The following is a 22,460-nucleotide window of genomic DNA, read 5'->3' as shown; positions in this document are numbered from 1 at the left end:
CAAGGCAAGTAAAAAACGTTAAAATCTTTGTGAAAAATGAAGATAGCGTTTAAATTTTTCGAAATTTATCTACAAAGAAGTGATTGATACACTATGAAGCCTAATGATGTTGTCTCGAGCCTGCCTAATAACCCGACACCGAATACTCATGCCTCTGTCGATTCTGCGCAGCAAGAACAACAGGCTGGCTTAGATTTTGTTCGCCAAGTCATTACTGATGATTTGGCTACGGGACGTGCAAAGCAGATCGTAACGCGTTTTCCACCAGAACCAAATGGTTATTTACATATTGGCCATGTAAAAGCGATTTGCTTGAACTTTGGTGTGGCTGAAGAGTTTGATGGTTTGTGTAATTTGCGTTTTGACGATACAAACCCTGATGCTGAAGAACAAGAGTATGTTGACGGTATTGCGAATGATGTGAAATGGCTTGGTTTTAACTGGAATGGTGAACCACGCTATGCATCAGGTTATTTTGATCAATTATATGCATGGGCAGTTCAACTTATTGAACAAGGCGATGCATATGTAGATTTACAATCTCCAGAAGAAATTAAGTTAAACCGTGGTAGCTTTGTTGAGCCAGGTAAAAACTCTCCATACCGTGATGCTTCTAGTGAAGAGAATCTTGCTCGCTTTGAAAAAATGCGTAGCGGTGAGTTTAAAGAGGGTGAAGCGGTTTTACGTGCCAAGATTGATATGGCAAGTACAAATGTACATATGCGTGATCCGATTTTATATCGCGTATTACATTCAGAGCATCACCAAACTGGCGATAAATGGAAAATCTACCCAATGTATGACTATGCTCATCCATTGTCTGATGCCATTGAAGGAATTACCCATTCGCTTTGTACATTAGAATTCCAAGATCACCGTCCGTTTTATGACTGGATTGTTGAAAAAGTAAAATCTAAAGCTGTTCCGCATCAGTATGAATCTTCACGTTTAAACGTGGATTACACCATTACGTCAAAACGTAAATTACGTAAATTGGTGGAAGGTGCGTATGTAAATGGTTGGGATGATCCACGTATGCCAACCGTAGTCGGTATGCGCCGTCGTGGTTTTACTCCTGAAGGTTTACGTGATTTTTGTAAGCGTGTAGGCGTGTCAAAAACTGACGGTATTGTTGATGTTGCAATGCTTGAGTTCTGTATTCGTCAATCTTTAGAAAATACTGCTGCGCGTGGTATGGCTGTTTTAAGTCCACTTAAAGTGACTTTAACTAATTTACCTGAAGATATGGATCTTACGCATGCTCGCCATCCTAATGTTGATATGGGTGATCGTGTGATTCCTTTAACTAAGGAAATCTATATTGATCGTAAAGATTTTGAAGAAGTACCGCCAAAAGGCTTTAAACGTTTAATTCCTGACGGTGAAGTGCGTTTACGCCATGCTTACGTGATTAAATGTGATGAAGTCATTAAAGATGCAAATGGTGAAGTGATTGAACTGAAATGTTCAATTGACCCTGAAACTCTAGGAAAGAATCCGGAAGGCCGTAAAGTTAAAGGCGTGATTCACTGGGTATCTGCAACTAAAGGGATTCCTGCTGAAGTGCGTATTTACGATCGTTTGTTTACTGAAGCCGCACCTGATGCAGATGATGACTTCTTGGCAAATCTTAATCCTGAATCATTAAAAGTGGTACAAGCTGTCATTGAACCAGCTTTGGCACAAGCGAATCCTGAAGATCGTTTCCAATTTGAGCGTGAAGGCTATTTCGTTGCTGATCAATATGATCATTCACCAGAGAAACCGGTTTTCAACCGTATTCTTGATTTGAAAGATAGCTTCAAGCCTGAGAAAAAGTAAGAGATTGATTATCTCTTACTTTTTCGCAAGATGAACAATATGTTGTGAGTAGATAGTAGAGATCGATTATCTCTTACTTTTTCGCAAGACGAACAACATGTTGTGAGTAAACAACAAATATAAAAAAGCCCAACTCAGTTGGGCTTTTTATTTAGATGTCTTCTCATATTTTCTTTTTCTTTATGATTAATATCCTTGGCAAATTAGCTTAGGTTGGATTAATCACATAAAAATAAAGAACCAAGATTATAAGGAGAATACATGAAAGCAATAAATAAGTATTGACCGTATTAAAGCTTTTAAGAAATTTCCAGATATCCATAGTAAATCAACGTATATTTTGTGTTACAAATTAATAATACACTGAAAATTTTATTAAATGTTTGTTAAAGGCGAATATAGCACTCTCTTTGTTTGAAAAATAAGCAAACAATAATACCAAATGGTAAAATTTAATATTCGCGCACATTCGAGTCTTTATAGTTTATCCACTATAACCAATTCTTTTTAAGAATTTTTGAATAACCTCAAATGCAGCATGTTCAAGTGCTTGAGCATATTGTAAGTTTTCTTCGCGAAGTTTCTGAATCGAAATCTTGGCATTACGAAGTTCACATGTGTGGCCAATTAACCATTTCTCAAAATTTTCTTCTGTTGTTTCAATATGAAACTGCAACGCGAGAATATTATTTCCAATTTCAAATGCCTGATTGGTATAAATCTCTGAACTAGCTAATAACACCGCGTTTTCAGGGAGATCGAAAGTGTCACCATGCCAATGTAGAACATGGATATTATTAAGCAAAGCAGATAATACCTGATTAGGACGTAAACTTAAGCTCAGTGGACCCCAGCCAATTTCTTTTTGATGTCCTGCATATACTTTTGCACCAAGTGCATGAGCAATAAGCTGTGCCCCCAAACAAATACCTAGTGTAGGTTTATCTGCTGCTAAACGTTGTTTAAGTAAAGCGATTTCATCTTTTAAAAACGGATAATCTTCAGTTTCATAAACCCCGATTGGGCCACCTAAAATAATAGTTAATCCATCGTGTGCAAAAGCAGCAGTTAGATCATCTACACCTGCTTCAAAATAACGGACGCGAAATCCGAGTTGATAAAAGACATCTTCTAATGAACCTAAGTCTTCGAAAGCAAGATGCTGAATGGCATAAATAGTTTTAGGGAAGGCGTTTGTTGTGTTCATACAAATGATTCATAGAAGATCAATAGGTGGAGTATAGCGATAAATATAAAGAAGAAAATATCTGTATAAATCGTCAATACCTGAAAATTGATATTTTTCGTTAAGATAATATTGTTATGCAAAGGATTATCTATTTTCCAATAAATCTCTTTGCATATTCCATTGCTTAAAATAATAGCTTTTGAGTTTCTTCAAAATCTATATTTGAAAGTTGATGCTCATCTTTTAGATTAACTCCTGAGAAACCAAGTTGTTTGGATTTTTTTATTAAAGCGATTAAACGTTGTACTGCAACTGGAATACTTAAACCTGCTGAGCGAATATTAGAAACACAATTACGTTTGGCATCGAGGCAGCCTGAATATGCATTCCATGTATAGTAAATTCCCATACTATCAGGAGAGCTTAAACCAGGACGCTCACCGATCAGCATCACAAGCATCGGTGCCTTAAAGATTTCAGCAACCTCATCACCTAATGCAACCCGACTGCCTGTTGCCAGTGCAATGGGTGCAAGGCTCCAGTTTTCTTGCTGAATTTGTTCATTCAGCATTGTAATGAATGAGATAGCATTCGCTTCAATCGCTCTTGCGGAGAGACCATCACCGACCACAATACAAACATCGTATTGTTGCGTGTTTTCTGCATACTTCTTAATTAAGGCTTCTTTTGAGGGGTTTGAAAGCTGACGTCCTAAATCAGGACGTTTAAGATAAATTTCTTTATTAGGTGCATTACTTTGTACATGAAGACTTTGCAGCTGCCGTTGTGTTAATTGCTCCGTGAGGTAGGAAACATCCATCTCTTGATAAACCGCATCTTTTGCTTGCGCATGCGACAACTGGAACTCAAGTAAGGCACGTGTTGGAATGCTACAACCCGCACGGCCCAGAGCAATACGGGCATCAGTAAACTGTTTAAGTTTTTCCCACTGATCTTGATGGGTAGAAGATGGATATTGAATATCACGGTTCAGTTTCATGGGGTTCTCCCTAGTTCATGAGCAGACGAGAGAATTGGTCAGGCATGTGGTCTGCCCAACAGATTTGAGAGTTTTGTTGTTTAAAAATACCTTGCTGTTCAAGCCAAGCTGAAAACTCAGGAGCAGGTTTTAAACCTAGGAGTTGTCTTAAATAGAGAGCATCATGGAATGAGGTCGTTTGATAGTTGAGCATGACATCGTCTGAACCCGGAATTCCCATAATAAAGTTAATGCCCGCAGCACCAAACAGAGTAAGGAGAACATCCATATCATTTTGGTCGGCATCGGCATGGTTGGTATAACAAATGTCGCAGCCCATCGGTACTCCAAGTAACTTACCGCAGAAGTGATCTTCTAGTCCCGCACGTATAATTTGTTTACCGTTAAATAGGTACTCGGGGCCAATAAAGCCGACGACTGTATTTACTAAAAGCGGATTGTATTTACGGGCGACTGCATAAGCACGCGTTTCTAATGTTTGCTGATCAACGCCGTGATGTGCATTGCTGGATAACGCACTGCCTTGGCCCGTTTCAAAGTACATGACGTTTTGTCCAATCGTTCCGCGCTTGAGTGCAAGTGTGGCTTCATATCCTTCTTGTAGTAAATCGAGTGAAATTCCAAAACCTTCATTAGCTAGTTGGGTGCCGGCAATTGATTGGAACATTAAATCAATTGGCACATTTTTTTCAGCCAGTTGAATACCTGAGCTGATATGGGTAAGTACACAAGATTGCGTCGGAATTTGATATTCCTGAATGACATGATCAAGTAACTTCAGTAGCTCTGATAAATTATGTAAGTTATCTGTCGCTGGATTAATCCCAATTACGGCATCACCATTGCCATACATCAAACCATCTAAAATACTGGCAGAAATACCAAGCACATCATCGGTAGGGTGGTTCGGTTGTAAACGGGTAGAAAGATGACCTTTTAAACCGATTGTGTTGCGAAATTGGGTGACCACTTCGCATTTGCTGGCGACATAAATCAAATCTTGATTGCGCATAATTTTGCTGACTGCAGCCACCATTTCTGGAGTTAAACCTGATGCTAAAGCTTTTAAGCTTTGTGCAGTCGCTTCTTCACCAAGTAACCAATTTCGAAAATCGCCTACTGTAAAGTGTGAAATAGGGGCAAAGGCTGCTAGATCATGTTCATCAATAATTAGTCGTGTAATTTCATCAGTTTCGTAATCGACCACAACCTCATTCAAAAAAGTTTTAAGTGGTACATCGGCTAAAGTCATTTGTGCCGCAACATGTTCGGTTGCATCTCTGGCCGCTACACCTGCTAATTCATCACCTGAACGTAACGGCGTTGCTTTTGCCATCAAGGTCTTCAAGTCAGCAAAGTGATACTGTTGATTGGCGACAATATTGCGATAACTCATAGTTGAATCCTTTTTTATAGTTCTTGTTCTGCGGCTTTAATATTTGCAAACTCTTCTTCTGGTGTGCCTTTCACTAAATGATAACGGCTATAGAATAAAAAGTAAGCAATAAATACGACATAAATAGCGGCAGCAATAAACCAAACTTTTGGGTTAACAACAAAGCCCGCAACTACAGCAGCGACTGCTAGAACTAAGGCAATACTTGAAGTAACGATTCCTCCAGGAGTTTTATAAGGACGAGGCATGTCGGGTTTAGATAGGCGTAGTTTGATGTGGGATAAAAGAATCAACACATAAGAAATGGTGGCACCAAAAACAGCGATTAAAATGAGTGAATCACCTTCTTTGGTGAGTGAAAGCAAGAACCCAATAATGCCCGGAATAATAATTGCGAGATAAGGGGCTTTATTTTTATTGGTTAAAGAGAGTGAAGTAGGTAAGTAACCAGCACGAGAGAGTGCAAAAATTTGACGCGAATAGGCATAGATAATTGAAAAGAAACTCGCGATTAAACCTGCTAAACCAACAAAGTTAACAAAAGTCGCAAGCCAAGTATTGGTGCCATACACTTTAACCAGAGCATCGACGAGGGGAGCGCCAGAGTTTTGTAAAGTACTTGCACCCGCTGCACCTGCACCTAAGAATAAAATGAGTATGGCAAAGGCTGTTAAGATGAGCATTGCTCCGATTAAACCGCGTGGCAGAGATTTGGCTGGATCTTTCGCTTCTTCGGCTGCTAATGGTACACCTTCAACTGCAAGAAAAAACCAGATAGCAAAAGGAACTGCAGCCCAGATGCCCAAATAGCCATGAGGTAAAAAAAGACTTGCACCAACACCTGTACCAACTGGAATATCAAATAAATTTTGCGCTTTAAAGTGTGGAATCATTGCCCCAATAAACACGACAAGGGCAACAGCAGCGACAAGCGTAATTGCGAACATGATTTTTAAGGCTTCGCCAGCACCTTTGAGGTGTATACCCATAAAAATGGCGTAACAAGCGAGGTAAATCATCCAGCCATTAATACCAAATAGAGATTCGCAATAACCACCAATAAATACGGCAATAGCCGCAGGAGCAATTGCGTATTCAATTAAAATAGCTGTTCCTGTTAAATAGCCGCCAAAAGGACCAAAAGCAGCACGTGCAAAACTATAACCGCCACCTGCTGTCGGCATCATGGTGGACATTTCTGACATAGAAAGACACAGGCACAGATACATGATTGCAGCAAGGGCAGTGGCAATAAACATCCCGCCCCAGCCACCTTGGGCTATGCCGAAGTTCCAACCAGCAAAATCACCTGATATCACATACGCTACGCCTAAACCAATCAGGAGTAACCAACCAACGGTACCTTGTTTAAGTTGACGCTGAGCAAAATATTCTGCTGACGAGACTTCTGTCTTTGAGGAAATAACGGAAGCTGTTTCTGGTTGATTCATACAATACTCCTGCGAGTTAGTTTGTATGAATCAATGCAAAAGCAATGCCTAAATGAAGCACTTTAGAGAGTAGATGGAGCTTTTTTATTCTAAATGATAAAAATTCAATCTTAACAATCGGGAATAAAGAAGCCAGCAATCTAAATTACTGGCTTCTTATATAATTAGTCATCTTACTTCTTTCTAGTGTTGATAGTTTGGTATCAACTTGGTGCGAAACTTAGAAGAAGCCCATTGGTTTAGTTGAGTAACTTACCAACAAGTTTTTAGTTTGTTGATAGTGATCTAGCATCATCTTATGGTTTTCACGGCCAATACCAGACTTCTTGTAGCCACCAAATGCAGCATGTGCAGGGTAGATGTTATAGCAGTTTGTCCAGACACGGCCAGCTTCAATAGCACGACCCGCACGATAAGAAATGTGAGCTGAACGTGACCATACACCTGCACCTAAACCATACATGGTGTCATTGGCAATTTTAATTGCATCGTCAAAGTCTTTGAATGTTGTCACAGCAAGTACAGGTCCAAAAATTTCCTCTTGGAAAACTTGCATGCCATTGTGACCTTTAAAAATAGTCGGATCGACATAGTAACCATCGCCTACTTCTTTACGGCCGCTACCGCCAAGTAAGAGTTCTGCACCTTCTTCACGACCAGTGTTAATACAACGTAAGATTTTCTCTTGCTGTTGTAGAGATGCTTGAGCACCAATCATCGTTTCAGTATCAAGTGGATGACCAGTTTTAATACGTTTTACACGTTCGACAGCCATCTCTAAGAACTGATCAGCAATGCTTTCTTGTACTAAAGCACGAGAAGGGCAAGTACATACTTCACCTTGGTTTAAGGCAAACATAGCAAAACCTTCAAGCGTTTTTTCTAAGAAGTCATCTTCTTTATCCATGATATCTTCAAAGAAAAGGTTTGGTGACTTACCGCCAAGTTCTAATGTCACTGGAATAATATTTTCGGTCGCATATTGCATCACCATTTGTCCAGTTTGAGTTGAACCTGTGAATGCGATTTTTGCAATACGTGGGTTGGTAGCTAACGGGCGGCCGACTTCTGAACCGAAACCATTGACAATATTAAGTACGCCCGGTGGTAAAATGTCTTGAATGAGTTCAGCCACCAACAAAATACCCACTGGAGTTTGTTCAGCTGGTTTAATCACAACACAGTTACCAGCTGCTAAAGCAGGTGCAAGTTTCCATGCTGCCATCAAAATCGGGAAGTTCCATGGAATGATTTGACCAACTACGCCGAGTGGTTCGTGGAAATGATACGCAATGGTATCTTCATCAATTTCAGAGATTCCACCTTCTTGAGCACGAATACATCCAGCGAAATAACGGAAATGGTCAATCGCAAGTGGAAGGTCCGCTGCTAAAGTTTCACGGACTGCTTTACCGTTATCCCAAGTTTCTGCAACAGCAAGCATTTCAAGATTTGCTTCTAAACGATCAGCAATTTTTAAAAGGATATTCGAGCGTACTGTTGGTGATGCTTTATTCCATGTTGCTTTTGCTTTGTGCGCTGCATCTAGAGCGAGCTCAATATCTTCAGCACTAGAACGTGGAATACGTGTAAAAGCTTTTCCGTCAACAGGAGATACATTGTCAAAATACGCACCCTTTACAGGTGCAACCCATTCACCGCCAATAAAATTTTCATATTGTGATTTGAATTGAACTTTTGAGCCTGGTTGATTTGGATCGATATAGCGCATATAAATATTCCTTTGCTTTTTAGGACTAAAGACTAACAAGAACCCTGTCAGTAGGTACTTTCGTACTTTGTATAATTAGGATATAAAGAAGAAGGTTGGAGAAAGGTTGGAATAGAAATGTGGATATATAAGGAATTTACAAATGTTCACAAAAAAGGATTTATTGCAGCAACGGACGTTGATTGATCAACTGCGCACGCAAAATAGTCTCTCTCCTCAGAACGCTGCCAAACTCGGCCAAAGTATTGCAAGCTCGTGGGAACGATCGGCTTCTGCCGCGATTCCTAAAGAGCGTTTTGCGGCTCCATTAGTCGAGAAAAAAACTGCTTCACAAAATGCTTTAGATATGGCTTTAAGCCAATGTGCCGACGACTTACGTCATATTGCAGAGCAATCTTCAATGGTAATTGCTGTCGGTGATATCGGCAGTACGATTATCTGGACGGCACCAAGTGCACAAATGCAAAGTGCTGCTGAGCGTGTGCATTTTGTACAAGGTGGTCAATGGCGTGAAGAATTTGTTGGTACGAATGCCTTGGCTTTATCTTTAAAAACTCAACAATCAAGCTGTGTTTTTTCAAACGAACATTACATGGAGTCGATTCATGATTGGGTGTGTTATGCCGCACCGATTATCGATCCATACTCAAAACAAACGCTAGGTGTTGTTGATTTATCAACCACATGGAAGAACCATAATAGTTTAGGAATATTAGCCGCTGAACGTTGTGCATCCATTATTCAATCTGCTTTGCTAGAGCAGCAGCGTCAGCAATTACATATCCGTGCATTTTCGACGCCACAAGTTAAATTTAATGGCAAGAGTCTGTTATTAACGCCGCGTCAAATTGAAATTTTAACCATATTGGCTCTATGTCCGCATGGTTTAACTTTAGAGCATCTTTATCAGGCGCTCTATGGCGAACGTAAAGTGAGCATGGGCACACTTAAAGCTGAAATGTCTCAACTACGAGATATTTTGGGTGGTTTACTTGGTTCACGCCCATATCGTCTGCTTGTGCATGTTGAAGCCGATTTTTTACAAGCTGAACAAGCACTCGATGCGGGATATGCGGCCTCTGCTTTACAGCTTTACACAGGTGTATTTCTGGCAAAAACTGAAAGTCCGTTTTTGTGTGCATGGCGCGATTGCCTTGAGTCACGCTTGAGCGATGCAATTTTTAAAACCCAAGAAACAGATTTATTACTTAAGCATTTAGCTCATTTCCCTGAAGCAATTGATGCGGTAGAGCGCCTTATGGAGCTTTTACCAAGTGAACATCCTGCGCATCAACTGCTGGTGAAATACCTTGACTCACCTAAGCTTAGTTAAGTAATTTTTTGATCCAGCCACTGGAACAATTGTTGATAGACTTGTTCTCGTACTGGCTGGGCCGAAAGGACTAAGTCATGCAATCCATTGTGAATAGAGACAACCGAGACATCGCCTTTAATTTTTTTACCATGTTTCTCAATATCTTTAACATCTAAAATTACGTCACTTTGAGTCGCATCTATTCCCCATTTTTTTGGATTTTTAGTTTGGTGCGAATGCATAATCAGGGCGGGAACGTTCAGTTTAACCCCACGGTGAATCTCTTTTTGTGCTGTATGAATTGCATGTACAAAGCTGAGTTGAACTGTAGGGGCAGAGGTTGGTTTCCAGTCAAGATTGAACTCCCATTCACCTTTGAGCTGCTTATGAAGGCTAGTGGTGTACCATTTGTTTAATTGGCTTGGAAATTTAACTTTTGGTAGATATTTTCCTACTCGACTTAGCATTGGAATACCAAACTTCTTTTCGACTAGACTTAAATTAAAGTCGTAAAACGGACTATTTGCCCATAGCGCTTTAATAAGGGGATGATCTGGATGATGGGCAGCATAAAGTGTTGCTGTCAAACCACCAGTTGAATGACCTGCGAGTAAAACCTGAGTGTGTTGCTCTTCGCCAATAATCTCTAATGCTTGAGTAATTTCGGCGTCGTATTCATTTAAATCAAGCACATTATAGAAAATTTGATGAGGCAGCTTTGAGCGGCCATATTTTCTTAAATCAAGTGCATAGAAGTCATAACCATGAGCATTGAATTGCTCAGCCATTTCGGTTTGAAAGAAATAATCTAAAAAACCATGAATATACAGCACGGCTTTTTGAGTAGATTGAGCAGCTTTTTTACGCACTAAGGTGGCTACAACTTTCCCTTCATAATCATCAGGAAAACTAAGTGTGAGCTGTTCGTAGCCCGTGCCTAAAATATCTGGAACATAAGTTTGATTAGCTGAAGATGTATTCATTTTTATCGAGCTATTGTAATTAAGACATGCTGAGTATCCTTCAATGAAATGGGCGAATTGTCAATCAGGTTTAGAGAAGGTTGGAGTATAGGTTCTAAAAAAAGGGAATACCGCTGGAGCTAAGTATTCCCCAAAAAAGTAAGTCAACGGTCGGAGGGATTTGACTTACTAGAGGGATATGCCATTACATCAGTATTAAAGTGCTGCTTTGAAAATCTCCACAACTTGCGCATGATTTGCTTTACGAGGGTTGGTGAGCATACATGCATCTTTTTGAGCATTATCTGCCATCACTGCAAGGTCTTCAGTTTTTACACCAAGCTCGGTTAAACCAGATGGAATACCAATTGATGAAGACAGTTTACGAATGGCATCAATTGCAGCATAGGCAGCTTCTGTTACGGTGAGTCCGTGAGTTTTTACACCCATTAACTCTGCGATTTTTGCGTAGCGATCTGGGCAAGCAATTAAGTTAAATTCACAAACGTGTGGTAACAAGATTGCATTACATACGCCGTGAGGTAGGTTGTAAAAACCACCCAACTGGTGCGCCATTGCGTGAACATAACCTAAAGATGCGTTGTTAAATGCCATGCCCGCCAAGTACTGTGCATAGCTCATCGCATCACGCGCTTCGATATTTTCACCATTTGCGACAGCAGGTTGTAACCATTGACTAATCATCGTGATGGCTTTTTCTGCACACGCATCAGTAATCGGGTTCGCCGCCGTAGAAACATATGCTTCAACTGCATGAGTTAGCGCATCCATACCTGTTGCAGCGGTTAAACCAGCCGGTTTTGCAATCATAAGTTTCGGGTCATCAATGGCAATAAGTGGGGTACAACGCCAGTCAACAATCGCCATTTTTACGTGAGTATCGGTATTGGTAATAATACAGAAACGAGTCATTTCCGATGCAGTACCAGCCGTTGTATTCACTGCAATGAGTGGTGTCATTGGGACTTTACTTTTATCGATGCCTTCGTAGTCACGAATATGACCACCACCCGCAGTGACTAAACCAATCCCTTTTGCACAGTCATGAGATGAACCGCCACCTAGAGAGACAATAAAGTCACAGCCATTTTCGTTATAGGCATTTACGCCATTGTGAACATTAATATCGGTTGGGTTCGGTTCTGCACCCGGGAAAATATGGCTCGCAACACCTGCTTCAGTTAAATAGTTTGCGATAAGGTCTGCAACGCCAAATTTAAATAAGCCTTCATCGGTCACAATTAATGCTTTTTTTGCGCCGAGGTTTTGCGCCTTCGTACCAATTTCTTTGGCACATCCTGGTCCAAAGAGTGATACGCAAGGAATGTAAAAACCGTTTGTTTGATCTGCAATATTTTTAAAAGCCATGGAGTGATTCCTTCTTCCATAAATCCATTGTTTGTTATTACAGGTGAGCCTCACCATGGGCTTAGTATTGTGATCTGAAGATTATTTTCCTACCTACCAAAAACCTACCAAATATTACTTGGGATTTAATTATTGATTTTTAATGACTTTATATAAAATTTGGCACATTCATTTAATTTTTTCGGGAAAATCGTTAAGCTATGGGCTGTTGAAGATGTACATATGAGATTATGAAACAGGAAACTGCGCTTAAACTGCTCAAAGCAGGTGAAAATGTTTTTTTAACCGGTTCGGCTGGTGCAGGGAAAACCTATACACTCAATCAGTACATCCAATACCTAAAAGCACGTAAAGTGCCTGTAGCTATTACGGCGTCTACAGGTATTGCGGCAACGCATATGAACGGTATGACCATTCATACATGGGCTGGCATTGGCATTAAAGATCTGTTAACTGACGACGATCTAAAACGCATGAAAGAGCGTAAATATCTCAAGGAACACCTTGAAAATGCGCAAGTTCTTGTGATTGATGAAATCTCAATGCTACATGCGAAACAGCTTAATCTGGTCAATCAAGTTCTAAAATATTTTAAAGAAAGCGATGAAGCCTTCGGTGGTATTCAAGTCATTGTGGCTGGAGATTTCTTCCAGTTGCCGCCTGTAGGACGTAATGGTGAAGCCAATCGTGACAAGTTCTGCTTTATGTCAGATGCATGGGTCGAAGCCAAATTCCGCGTATGTTATTTAACAGAACAGCACCGTCAAGACGATGAAATTCTTAACCAGATTTTAAACGCTATTCGTGCGCAAAATATTCAACCCGATCATTTGCAAGCACTGCGTCAATCACGCTCGCATGATATTGGTGAGACCTTTACTCGTCTTTATACACACAATATGGATGTCGACAATATCAATTATCAGCACCTAAATGAAATTGATAATGAAGGGCATCAATTTAATGCTGTTTTAGATGGTAATGAAAAGTTATTAGAAACTTTAAAATCCTCAGTGCGTGCGCCAGAAGAACTCACACTTAAAAAGCATGCCAAAGTCATGTTTGTAAAAAATAACTTTGATATGGGCTATATCAACGGAAGTTTGGGTGAAGTCATCGGCTTTGAAGAAGATGATGAAAATGGCTTACTGCCGAAAGTAAAACTGACTGATGGCACGACTTTGCTGGTTGCTCCTGAAACTTGGTCCGTTGAAAATGAAGCAGGCAAAGTGATTGCAAGTTTTCAGCAAATTCCGCTTCGTTTAGCGTGGGCGATTACTATTCATAAAAGCCAAGGGATGACTTTAGAAGCCGCTGAAATTAACCTGATGAATACCTTTGAAAAAGGTCAGGGTTATGTTGCATTGTCACGCTTAAAATCTTTAACTGGTCTAAAATTATTAGGTATTAACGAGCAAGCTTTAGAGTTAGACAGTTTAGCTGTCAAAGCGGATCGTCGTTTCCAAGAACTTTCAAAAGAAGCTGAAGACAACTTTGCAGATGTAGATTTAACCGCTCAGCACAAAGCCTTTATTCGTCACTGTGGCGGCACCTTAAATGAAACCGAGATTTCTCGTAATGAGAAGAAACTCGCAAAAGGTGGAAAGCAAAATTACGCTACGGCAACGTTAGATGAGACACGTGTGCTGTTTGAAGAAGGCTATGAGATTGAAGACATCGCGCATGAACGTGGTTTAACCCCAGCGACAATTATTAATCACTTGGCTCGACTGCATAAAGAGCAAAAGTTAGATATTTCGGTTGCCCATCCGGGTGAAGAGGTGGTCGAAGAAATTCGTAAAATTTATAAGAAGCTGAAAAAGCGCCAAAATCCAGATCATTTTTCTGATGATGGTTCGATCAAACTAAGACCAATTGTTGAAGCAACCAGCCCTCGAATGGGATATGATCAGGTCAGATTAGCTTTATTATTTATTGAGTAAAGTTTAATTAGCTTAATGACTTATTATATAAATTGAGGTGGCTATGCCGCACGTTATAGTTGATTATTCAGAAAATTTAACTGGATTAAACGCAAAACAATTACTTGAAGAAATTAATACCACATTGATTGATACAGAGCTATTTAGTCCAGAAGACATTAAAAGCCGTGCGCGTAAAGATGATGTTTTCCTCATAGGTTTGGGAGCGGAACAGGCTTATATTCATGCAAAGGTCTATATTTTGTCGGGAAGAACGGCTGAACAAAAACAGCTTCTGGGTGAGCAGTTATTAGCGGCGCTTAGTAATAAAAAATATCTACAACCAGAGTTTCATAAAGAAATTCAATTGTGCGTTGAGCTTGTCGATATGCCAAGAGAAGATTATTTCAAGCAAGTTGTATAACACTAAAAAGCGTAATTTCGATCAAGAATAGCGATCAGCACTATGTAAAAGTAGTGCTTTCGAATGAACAGACATCTACTTACTTTAAAGTGAGTCTAGTATGATACAGGTATAACCTAGATTATGCCTGTATCTCTAAAAGCTTAATATCTGCATATTGCTCAATCAAGTTGTCATCTAGCATGTGGATGTAATCCATGAAGATGGTGCTAAAACTTCCCATAGTTTGCGCTTGATTTGCAGCAAGTTTACCCGCAATCGCAAAATGAACATGAGCTGAAAGAGCAGCAATTGTTGGCGTCGTCACAGCGCTATATGCTGCGATTAAGGCACCTAAAGCGCAGCCCGTTGCTGTAATTTTGGGCTGTAATGGACTTCCACCGTTTACTTGAATAACGATGTCTAATTCTTTAGATAAAATATAATCTGACTCACCTGAAATAGCGATACAGTCCGTATGTGCTAATAGTGCATAAGCCTGTTGATAGGCTTGATCACTGCTTAAAGTACTATCGACACCTTTAGATTGAACTTGGTTGCCAGCAAGCGTACTAATTTCTGAGGCATTACCACGAATAACGCTTGGCTTGAACTGTAAAAGCTCGTCTGTCATTTGACTACGCCAAGCTAAAATTGGTCCATAGCCGACTGGATCAAGCACCCATGGAATGCCATTGAGCTGTGCAGTCTTGGCAGAGATTTGCATAGCTTGCATTTGCTCTGAGGTTGGCGTACCCAGATTAATACTCAAAGCCGATGAAATTTTGGTAAAACTTTCCGCTTCATAAGGATTATCAATCATGGCAGGTGAAGCACCAGAAGCAAGTAAGACATTGGCTGTATAGTTGGCTGCAACGCTATTGGTAATGCATTGCACAAGAGGCGTCTTTGCCTGCATGTTTTGCCAAGCGTCAATTACCTGCTCAATCAAAGTCGATGCTGATGTCATGTTATTATCCTTATTAAGCCAAAGTGATTGTAGATTTAGTGAGTAAAATAATGATCTTGATGCTTACATCTTTGGCAAATTAAAGAAACATAATCTGCCGCATCATAATCAACACTTAAATCATTTGAACCACAATGCATACAGCGTTTAACTGAATAAAAGTTTAATCGAGGTTCAATTTTTCGCCATGCTTTCCAGACAGGTTGGACAAAGATTTGTTCGTCGTAGCCTAAGAAGCGGTTAAGTAAAATATAACTCATTTTACTGTAGGGAATATTGTGAGGGCGAGGCAACATTGAGGTTTCCCACTTTTCAGCTAAGGCTCTCTCGCGATATTGCTCTAAGGTTTTCTTTAACAAATTGGTATTAATAAATTTTTCATTACGCGGCTGTAGGGCTTTCTGTTTATAAAGATACTCAAGTGCGGTTTGAATTAAATAATAAATCTGACCAATTGCCAATGAATCCATTAAACGATAGCAAAAAGTTTGGAAATTTGAGCTTCCTGCAATTTGAATGCCCCAAGTTCGGCAATAGAACTGCATAAACTGAATAATCTCTTGATAGAGCACCTGAAAAAGTACGTCTTTTACTTCATCAGCACTACGAAACGGAATACCAAGACTTAAATTTTCATAAAACCAGTAGCGTAATTGCTGGGCTACACTAAATAAACTTGGGTCACTATAACCATCTAAGCGAATGTTTAAATAAAAGCACTGAGGTTCATCCGCTTGATCTTGGGCGTTTAAAATTCCATCTTTATGGAGTTGTTTAATCAGATAGTTTTGAAAAATCCAATTTGGTGTAATGGACTGATATTTAATTTTGTCCCAGTGAATATATTCGTCATGAGCAACATCGTCTCGTGCATAGTCGTCGAGCAGGCTAAGTAAAAAAAGTTTATGTAAAAAACTGAGCTGTTCCAGACTACGTTGAGGTTGCTCTTTTGACTTAAACTGGCGTTGTTCTTGTAGGCGTGTTTGCTGTAAAAGCTTTTTTCGTTGTTTTGTGCATGTTTCACAATGACAAGTCATTTTCGTATCTTTAAATACACGGTGCTGACAATGACTGCATTCATGAAACTGAATGTCTTGTTCAAATTGCTCGGCATCTACCCAGTACATTGAAGCTTGGCAGAGAGGACAATGGCTACTTTCATCTAGCTGTTTCTGTAGAATTTGTAAGACCATTTTGCTCCGAACGTTTAAAACTATCATGATTGACTTATTATACACAGCCGCATTGCCGATAGCTGAGATTGTCTTTTTGTTTGATGCAAAAATAGAAAACCTAAAATCTTTATTATGATTTTAGGTTTTCATAAGGGATTAAAATTTAAAATTAAACAGGGCACGGCAAGCTCTCATCATTCTGTCCAAGCTTTTTGGCATTAATAAGGGCCTGCACTTTTTTACTTGGTAATTTTACTTTACCTAAAGCGTCGTAAGTATTGACGATAGAAGTTACCTCCTGAGCAGTCATTGAAATACCTTCTGCAGATAAAAACACCGCAATCACATGGTGATCGAGACCTGCTGCGTTTAGATCATGAATCGCTTTAATATTTTCTAAACGATGAAAATGTGCTTTTAATTCCATACTGACACCTCTTGTTCTGATTGAAATAATTATATTGGTGTATTAGTGAAGGCAAGAACCATGCCCAAAATGTAAGCTGACTCTAAAAAATGTTAAAAGCTGAAGTTGTTTTATTTTTATTGTATAGATTGATTATATAAGCAACGATTATCGTAAATTTGGTCTAATCTGTGCTAATAAAAGACGATTCTAATTTGAAATGTATAAATGAAGTCCCATTAATTTTATAAAGGTAAACAAACACGGTATGTATGAATGTGTATGATCAAGTTCATAAAATTCGTACAACGGTTTCCGAAAAGTATATAAGGAATAAAGATGAATATTGCGGCGCAGCCTCCAGTTCAGGCAGATCAAACAGTTTATTTAAAAGATTATCAAAAACCTTCGTTCTTGGTTGAATCCATTAATCTTGATATTCAAGTATATGATGACAAAACAATTGTTGATTCAACATTAGTCATGAAGCGTCAAACTGCTGGAGATTTGGTGTTATTGGGCCGTGATCTTGAGTTGCAATCTATTCAGCTCAATGGTCAAGATCTTACTCCTGCACAATATTCACTCGATAGTGAACAACTGGTGATCACTGATGCACCAGATGAAGTCATTTTACAGACTCAAGTGATTATTCATCCTGAAACCAACACTCAGCTTGAAGGTTTATATAAAGCAGATGAGTTGTTTGTAACCCAGAATGAGCCTGAAGGCTTCCGTAAAATCACGTTCTATCCAGACCGTCCAGATGTACTTTCAGTCTTTACGACACGTGTAGAAGCAGACAAAAAATATCCAGTGTTACTTGCCAATGGTAATTTGCTTGAAACAGGTGAGGTAGGTGAAAACCGCCACTTTGCGATCTGGCAAGACCCGACTAAAAAACCAAGCTATTTGTTTGCTTGTGTCATTGGTGATTTAGCTGTTCTTAAAGATCACTATACGACTTCGGAAGGGCGTGATGTTGCTCTAGAAATCTATGCAATCGAGAAAGACATTCCAAAATGCCATATCGCGATGGAAGCCTTAAAGCATTCAATGCGTTGGGATGAAGAACACTACGGTCGTGCTTATGACCTCGACAACTATATGATTGTTGCGGTGAGTCAGTTCAACATGGGTGCAATGGAAAATAAAGGTTTAAACATCTTTAATACTTCATGCGTACTTGCCGATGAAGAATACACAACTGACGCAGCAATTATGCGTGTGCAGTCTGTGATTGCCCATGAATATTTCCATAACTGGACAGGGAACCGTATTACTTGCCGTGACTGGTTCCAGCTATGCTTAAAAGAAGGCTTAACGGTTTTCCGTGACCAATCTTTCTCTGAAGATTTACAATCTGCTGCGGTTCAACGTATTGACGATGTCGCAGTACTTAAATCGCATCAATTCCCTGAAGATGCTGGACCATTGTCGCATCCACCACGTCCAGATCACTTTGTAGAAATTAATAACTTCTATACAGCGACTGTTTATGAAAAAGGTGCGGAAATTAACCGCATGATGTCTACTTTGTTAGGCAAAGAAAAATACCGTAAGGGAACAGACGAATACTTCCGCCGTCATGATGGACAAGCCGTAACTGTAGAAGACTGGGTTGCTGCATTATCTGCAGGTTCAGGTGTCGATTTGTCTGCATTCTTAACTTGGTATAACCAACCAGGTACACCAAAGCTTGAAGCAAAAGGTGAATATGATGCAGCGGCACAAACATACCGTTTAAGTTTTAAACAAAGCCTAAAAGCACATCCTAAATATCCAAACTTAAAAGCTGTTCCAATTCCTGTGGCTTTAGCGCTATTTAATGCTAAAACAGGCGAGCAATATACATTACACAGTGACAGCTTATTCGTAAATGATGTTAAAGATGGTGTGTACTTGTTTGATCAAGACGAAGCAACAATTGAATTCACAGGTGTGACTGAGCAACCAGTTGTGTCATTGCTGCGTAATTTCTCAGCTCCGGTAAATCTGGTATTTGATTATAGTGATGAAGAATTAGCATTCTTAATTCAACATGAAACAAACGGCTTTAACCAATGGCAAGCAACGCAAACCTTGCTTGAGCGTATTTTGCTAGAAGACCATTCTGCAGATGCATACATTCAAGCTATTCAGAGCACTTTGCCGGAGTTGGTTGGTCGTGACCCGCTTTTAGCATCACGTTTGTTTGATGTACCAAGTGAAGGTTATTTGGGTAGTCGTATTGATCAGAACTATGCACCAGCCGATATTCATGTAAAGCGTGAAGCCTTGCTTAATCGTTTAGCACAAGAGTTGGGTTCATTCTGGAAAGATACTTATCTTACCCTTGACCCAGACTTGCAAAAAGAATTCTCGTTAGCCATGGGTGTTCGTGCATTAAAAAATATCATGTTGATGATGATGGCTCGTCAGGGCGACCAAACTGCATTTGAATTAGCACATGTTCAATACCAAAACACAGGCAATATGTCTGAACGTTTAGGTGCCTTACGTGTATTGGTTTGGCAAAATGCACCTCAAGCTCAAGAGGCACTTGCTGATTTCTATGATCGCTTTAAAGATGAAGCCTTGTCTTTAGATCAGTGGTTTATGATTCAAGCTGCAAACCCAAATGCGACAACAGAAACAATTGAGTACCTTACTCAACATCCAGACTATGATTTAACAACTCCAAACCGTATTCGTGCGGTAAGTGGTGGCTTGTCAAATAATCCAGAAAATACTTGGGGCTTTGGTGTCGCTCACTTTATTAACCTTGCAGAATATCTTGACGAGAAAAACCCGATTTTAGGTTCACGTCTGTTACAGGTGTTATCTCGTTGGTATACGCTTGCAGAGCCTCAGCGCTCTCAAGTACAACAAGCTTTACAAGCATTGCAGCCTAAAGTGAAATCGAAAAATGTTTCTGAAACTTTAAATAGCATGCTGAGCGTTTAATTATTTAAATTTACTAAATAAAGGTCTCTAAAGAGGCCTTTATTTTTTTATATCTCATAGCTCTTCAATATTTAAAATAAATAAAACTATCCTTGTTATAGTTCATCTGTAGATCATTTTTTATCATTTTATTTTTATATAAATTATAATCTTTAATAGTTTTCTGAAGGTGCACTTTTAAGAAATAATATAAAATGAAAATTAAAGAGATAAATAATATAAAAAATAAATTGGCTCGTAAAAATTATTTAATTTTTTAAAGTTAGCTAAATTTTGAAATATTTATTTAAATTTATCTTAATATTTTTTCTAGTGTTTTTATTAAAATTATTTAAATCAAATATTTATATTTTGTAAATATTGTTTTTTTGTATCCGTAAGATAGGTTTAGGTAAATTTGTTTTATTGATTAGAAATTAAAATAATAACGTGAACATGCATTTTATTTATTTTTATGTATTATGTTGGAAAGTAGGATAAAAAAATAAGCTTTAAAAGAGCAGTCAAATAAAAATGATTGTAAGAATAAGGGTTAAATTTTTTATATCTATTAATTCGACAATTTAGTTTAAAAGGTTTTGGCCATGAAAAAGACTTTTATTTATTTATCAGCAGTTGTTGCAGGAGTATTTTCTCTCAATGCGGCAAATGCAGCTACAGCAACAGGTACATTAACTGTTAGAGCAACAGTAACGAATAGTTGTGTATTGAATACCTCTGCAACTGGCACGACAACAAATGCCGTTTTAGACTTTGGTACTTTAAGTTCACTTGCTGGCAATGTTGATGCAGATACCACAACGACTGGTGGTACCTCAATTAAAGTCCTTTGTAATAATACTGTGCCATGGACTTTGTCATTTGATGGTGGTCAGAATGTTTTATCAACACAACGTCGCATGATCGGTGGGGCGACTAGCAATGAATATATTCCTTACAACCTTTTCTCTGACACAGGACGTGCCACAGCAATTGGTATTGCAACGACTGCCTACAGTGGAACCGGAACGGGTAATGTTCAAACTATAAATGTATATGGTCGTATTCCTGCAGGAACAACTTTACCAAGTGCAGGTAACTATGTTGACAGTGTGACTGTCACGGTAACTTATTAATTTGCATAAATTAGAATTACGTTAGCCCTTTTGAAAGGGCTAATACATTAAAAAGTTATATTTGAGCAAATCATGAAAAAAAATATTTTTATTATTATGGGATTATTCTTATCTTTATCTAGCTCTATTAACGCCGCAACAATCCGTCTTTCACCTGTAAATGTAGAAATATTAAGTAATCAAAATGCTGCTTCAATTAGTTTATATAACCAGTCAAATGAAAGTGCTGATTTGCAGGTGCGTGTATTTGAGTGGAGACAAAATGCTGGGCAAGATCAACTAATCCCTACGGATGATATTGTAGTTAGTCCACCATTTTTAAAACTACAACCTAGTGACTCTTATAACTTACGTGTAGTTAGAATTAACCCAGAACCTATTTCTGGTGAAAAAACCTATCGTATTATTATTGATGAGTTACCCAAACCAATTGATAGCCGTAAAGCAGCTCAGGGAGTAAATGTATTACTTCGCTCATCATTACCTGTATTTGTAGTAAATAAAGATGCGATTACCAAACTGAGTTGGAAAATTGATGTTAACCAGAACACACCTTCTTTAAATATTAGCAATATAGGTAACCGACATGCGCTGTTAAATAGTCTAATGCTTATTGATACAACAGCAAATAAAAGTTATCCCATTAAAGTAAATACTGTGAATGGTTATATTCTTGCGGAGAAGTCGAAAAGTTACTCGATTAGTAACTTTACCTACCAACCAAATCATAAATACAGCGTATCTCTAACAGTTAATGGTAAGAAAACCACACTTTAAGAGGCTTATATGAAATACATTATAGGTGTCTTATGTGTTGCGTATTTTCCTGCATATTCTTTTGCCGAACAGTTACTAGATCATACGAATACTGCAGTTCCCAGTGTTCCTAAATCTGTAGGTAGCAATGGTGAATATACACAAGTAGGAGCGAATGAGCAGGAGCAAGATCTTAATTTCATTCATCTATTTTTAAATGTTTCGATTAACTCAAATGCTAATGAAGATTTGGTTGCAGTAAAGCAATCTAAGGATGGAAAACTATATATTCGATCTAGCACTTTAAAAACTTTAAGACTAAAAATGGATGAACATATCCCAGATAATCAGTGGGTATGTATTAATGATCTAAACGGAATCCAGTTTAAATATCTAGAGAATGAGCAGTCTTTAAACTTAAAAGTTCCGTCGAACATGTTAACGGGTTATTCAGTTGACTTAAGTAGTCAGCAGGTCACTAGCCCGCATTTGCTAAAGATGAAGCCCTTAAA

At 38.8% G+C, this 22,460-nt stretch carries 17 protein-coding genes and 1 pseudogene; 8 read left to right on the top strand and 10 right to left on the bottom strand.

Features of this window, described 5'->3' with window-relative positions:
• The first annotated feature begins 93 nt into the window (after positions 1-93).
• Positions 94-1,821 carry a glutamine--tRNA ligase/YqeY domain fusion protein gene (locus J536_RS14830; RefSeq protein WP_032063232.1) on the top strand — a complete coding sequence of 576 codons (1,728 nt, stop codon included), beginning with the start codon at positions 94-96 and terminating at the stop codon, positions 1,819-1,821.
• Between the two features lie 484 nt (positions 1,822-2,305).
• Here J536_RS14830 and J536_RS14825 read toward each other — a convergent pair whose 3' ends face one another.
• The 5 genes from J536_RS14825 to J536_RS14805 form a co-directional block, all read right to left on the bottom strand.
• Positions 2,306-3,028, bottom strand: coding sequence for a glutamine amidotransferase (locus tag J536_RS14825; protein ID WP_032055716.1), 723 nt, complete (start codon positions 3,026-3,028; stop codon positions 2,306-2,308).
• A gap of 166 nt (positions 3,029-3,194) precedes the next feature.
• A complete protein-coding gene (gene eutC, locus J536_RS14820) occupies positions 3,195-4,010 on the bottom strand; it encodes an ethanolamine ammonia-lyase subunit EutC (RefSeq protein WP_032063231.1) in 816 nt (271 codons plus the stop codon).
• A 10-nt stretch (positions 4,011-4,020) separates the two neighbouring features.
• A complete protein-coding gene (locus J536_RS14815; RefSeq protein WP_005046422.1) occupies positions 4,021-5,406 on the bottom strand; it encodes an ethanolamine ammonia-lyase subunit EutB in 1,386 nt (461 codons plus the stop codon).
• Between the two features lie 14 nt (positions 5,407-5,420).
• Positions 5,421-6,857, bottom strand: a complete 1,437-nt coding sequence (gene eat / locus J536_RS14810; protein ID WP_032063230.1) for an ethanolamine permease — start codon at positions 6,855-6,857, stop codon at positions 5,421-5,423.
• A gap of 220 nt (positions 6,858-7,077) precedes the next feature.
• A complete protein-coding gene (locus J536_RS14805; protein WP_004791594.1) occupies positions 7,078-8,589 on the bottom strand; it encodes an aldehyde dehydrogenase family protein in 1,512 nt (503 codons plus the stop codon).
• Between the two features lie 142 nt (positions 8,590-8,731).
• Between J536_RS14805 and J536_RS14800 the strand changes: the two genes are divergently transcribed.
• Positions 8,732-9,922 carry a helix-turn-helix domain-containing protein gene (locus J536_RS14800; RefSeq protein ID WP_005068630.1) on the top strand — a complete coding sequence of 397 codons (1,191 nt, stop codon included), beginning with the start codon at positions 8,732-8,734 and terminating at the stop codon, positions 9,920-9,922.
• Here J536_RS14800 and J536_RS14795 read toward each other — a convergent pair.
• On the bottom strand, positions 9,919-10,887 hold the full coding sequence (locus tag J536_RS14795; protein WP_032063229.1) for an alpha/beta hydrolase: 969 nt from the start codon (positions 10,885-10,887) through the stop codon (positions 9,919-9,921). The genes J536_RS14800 and J536_RS14795 overlap by 4 nt on opposite strands.
• A gap of 195 nt (positions 10,888-11,082) precedes the next feature.
• Entirely contained in the window at positions 11,083-12,255 is a 1,173-nt protein-coding gene (mdh, locus tag J536_RS14790; RefSeq protein ID WP_005068634.1) for an iron-dependent methanol dehydrogenase, read from the bottom strand.
• Positions 12,256-12,485: 230 nt separating this feature from the next.
• On the opposite strand from mdh, the gene J536_RS14785 reads away from it, so the two are divergent.
• Positions 12,486-14,198, top strand: coding sequence for an AAA family ATPase (locus tag J536_RS14785; protein ID WP_002119362.1), 1,713 nt, complete (start codon positions 12,486-12,488; stop codon positions 14,196-14,198).
• Positions 14,199-14,241: 43 nt separating this feature from the next.
• A complete protein-coding gene (locus J536_RS14780; RefSeq protein ID WP_019767621.1) occupies positions 14,242-14,601 on the top strand; it encodes a 5-carboxymethyl-2-hydroxymuconate Delta-isomerase in 360 nt (119 codons plus the stop codon).
• A 121-nt stretch (positions 14,602-14,722) separates the two neighbouring features.
• On the opposite strand, the gene thiM is transcribed toward J536_RS14780, so the two are convergent.
• From thiM to J536_RS14765, 3 genes are all read right to left on the bottom strand, one after another.
• Positions 14,723-15,550 (bottom strand): hydroxyethylthiazole kinase, encoded by an 828-nt coding sequence (gene thiM, locus J536_RS14775; protein WP_019767622.1) that lies wholly within the window; start codon positions 15,548-15,550, stop codon positions 14,723-14,725.
• 35 nt (positions 15,551-15,585) lie between these two features.
• Positions 15,586-16,743: a hypothetical protein gene (locus J536_RS14770; RefSeq protein ID WP_032055730.1), complete on the bottom strand. Its 1,158-nt coding sequence runs from the start codon at positions 16,741-16,743 to the stop codon at positions 15,586-15,588.
• Positions 16,744-16,894: 151 nt separating this feature from the next.
• Complete coding sequence (locus J536_RS14765; protein WP_002119338.1) at positions 16,895-17,152, bottom strand: hypothetical protein; 258 nt, start codon at positions 17,150-17,152, stop codon at positions 16,895-16,897.
• Positions 17,153-17,470: 318 nt separating this feature from the next.
• Between J536_RS14765 and pepN the strand changes: the two genes are divergently transcribed.
• The 4 genes and pseudogenes from pepN to J536_RS14745 all read left to right on the top strand — a co-directional run.
• Positions 17,471-20,077: an aminopeptidase N gene (pepN, locus tag J536_RS14760; RefSeq protein ID WP_032063227.1), complete on the top strand. Its 2,607-nt coding sequence runs from the start codon at positions 17,471-17,473 to the stop codon at positions 20,075-20,077.
• A 578-nt stretch (positions 20,078-20,655) separates the two neighbouring features.
• A complete protein-coding gene (locus tag J536_RS14755) occupies positions 20,656-21,192 on the top strand; it encodes a spore coat U domain-containing protein (RefSeq protein ID WP_080776738.1) in 537 nt (178 codons plus the stop codon).
• A 72-nt stretch (positions 21,193-21,264) separates the two neighbouring features.
• Entirely contained in the window at positions 21,265-21,969 is a 705-nt protein-coding gene (locus J536_RS14750) for a molecular chaperone (protein ID WP_032055736.1), read from the top strand.
• Between the two features lie 9 nt (positions 21,970-21,978).
• Positions 21,979-22,460: pseudogene (locus J536_RS14745) on the top strand (fimbrial biogenesis outer membrane usher protein); the annotation flags it as partial.

The organism is Acinetobacter sp. 809848 (assembly GCF_000581275.1).
In the GTDB taxonomy this organism is placed as follows: Bacteria; Pseudomonadota; Gammaproteobacteria; order Pseudomonadales; family Moraxellaceae; genus Acinetobacter; species Acinetobacter pittii.
The sequence above is the reverse complement of the archived record's forward strand: the minus strand, read 5'-3'. Positions and strand labels throughout refer to the sequence as shown.

Bases quoted from the DNA above. Each gene is read 5' to 3' on its own strand.
- J536_RS14765 (WP_002119338.1), bottom strand. From the start codon at position 17,152: ATGGAATTAAAAGCACATTTTCATCGTTTAGAAAATATTAAAGCGATT.
- J536_RS14785 (WP_002119362.1), top strand. From the start codon at position 12,486: ATGAAACAGGAAACTGCGCTTAAACTGCTCAAAGCAGGTGAAAATGTT.
- J536_RS14830 (WP_032063232.1), top strand. From the start codon at position 94: ATGAAGCCTAATGATGTTGTCTCGAGCCTGCCTAATAACCCGACACCG.
- J536_RS14800 (WP_005068630.1), top strand. From the start codon at position 8,732: ATGTTCACAAAAAAGGATTTATTGCAGCAACGGACGTTGATTGATCAA.
- eutC (WP_032063231.1), bottom strand. From the start codon at position 4,010: ATGAAACTGAACCGTGATATTCAATATCCATCTTCTACCCATCAAGAT.
- J536_RS14805 (WP_004791594.1), bottom strand. From the start codon at position 8,589: ATGCGCTATATCGATCCAAATCAACCAGGCTCAAAAGTTCAATTCAAA.
- J536_RS14750 (WP_032055736.1), top strand. From the start codon at position 21,265: ATGAAAAAAAATATTTTTATTATTATGGGATTATTCTTATCTTTATCT.
- thiM (WP_019767622.1), bottom strand. From the start codon at position 15,550: ATGACATCAGCATCGACTTTGATTGAGCAGGTAATTGACGCTTGGCAA.
- pepN (WP_032063227.1), top strand. From the start codon at position 17,471: ATGAATATTGCGGCGCAGCCTCCAGTTCAGGCAGATCAAACAGTTTAT.
- J536_RS14795 (WP_032063229.1), bottom strand. From the start codon at position 10,887: ATGAATACATCTTCAGCTAATCAAACTTATGTTCCAGATATTTTAGGC.
- J536_RS14780 (WP_019767621.1), top strand. From the start codon at position 14,242: ATGCCGCACGTTATAGTTGATTATTCAGAAAATTTAACTGGATTAAAC.
- J536_RS14825 (WP_032055716.1), bottom strand. From the start codon at position 3,028: ATGAACACAACAAACGCCTTCCCTAAAACTATTTATGCCATTCAGCAT.
- J536_RS14815 (WP_005046422.1), bottom strand. From the start codon at position 5,406: ATGAGTTATCGCAATATTGTCGCCAATCAACAGTATCACTTTGCTGAC.
- J536_RS14770 (WP_032055730.1), bottom strand. From the start codon at position 16,743: ATGGTCTTACAAATTCTACAGAAACAGCTAGATGAAAGTAGCCATTGT.
- eat (WP_032063230.1), bottom strand. From the start codon at position 6,857: ATGAATCAACCAGAAACAGCTTCCGTTATTTCCTCAAAGACAGAAGTC.
- mdh (WP_005068634.1), bottom strand. From the start codon at position 12,255: ATGGCTTTTAAAAATATTGCAGATCAAACAAACGGTTTTTACATTCCT.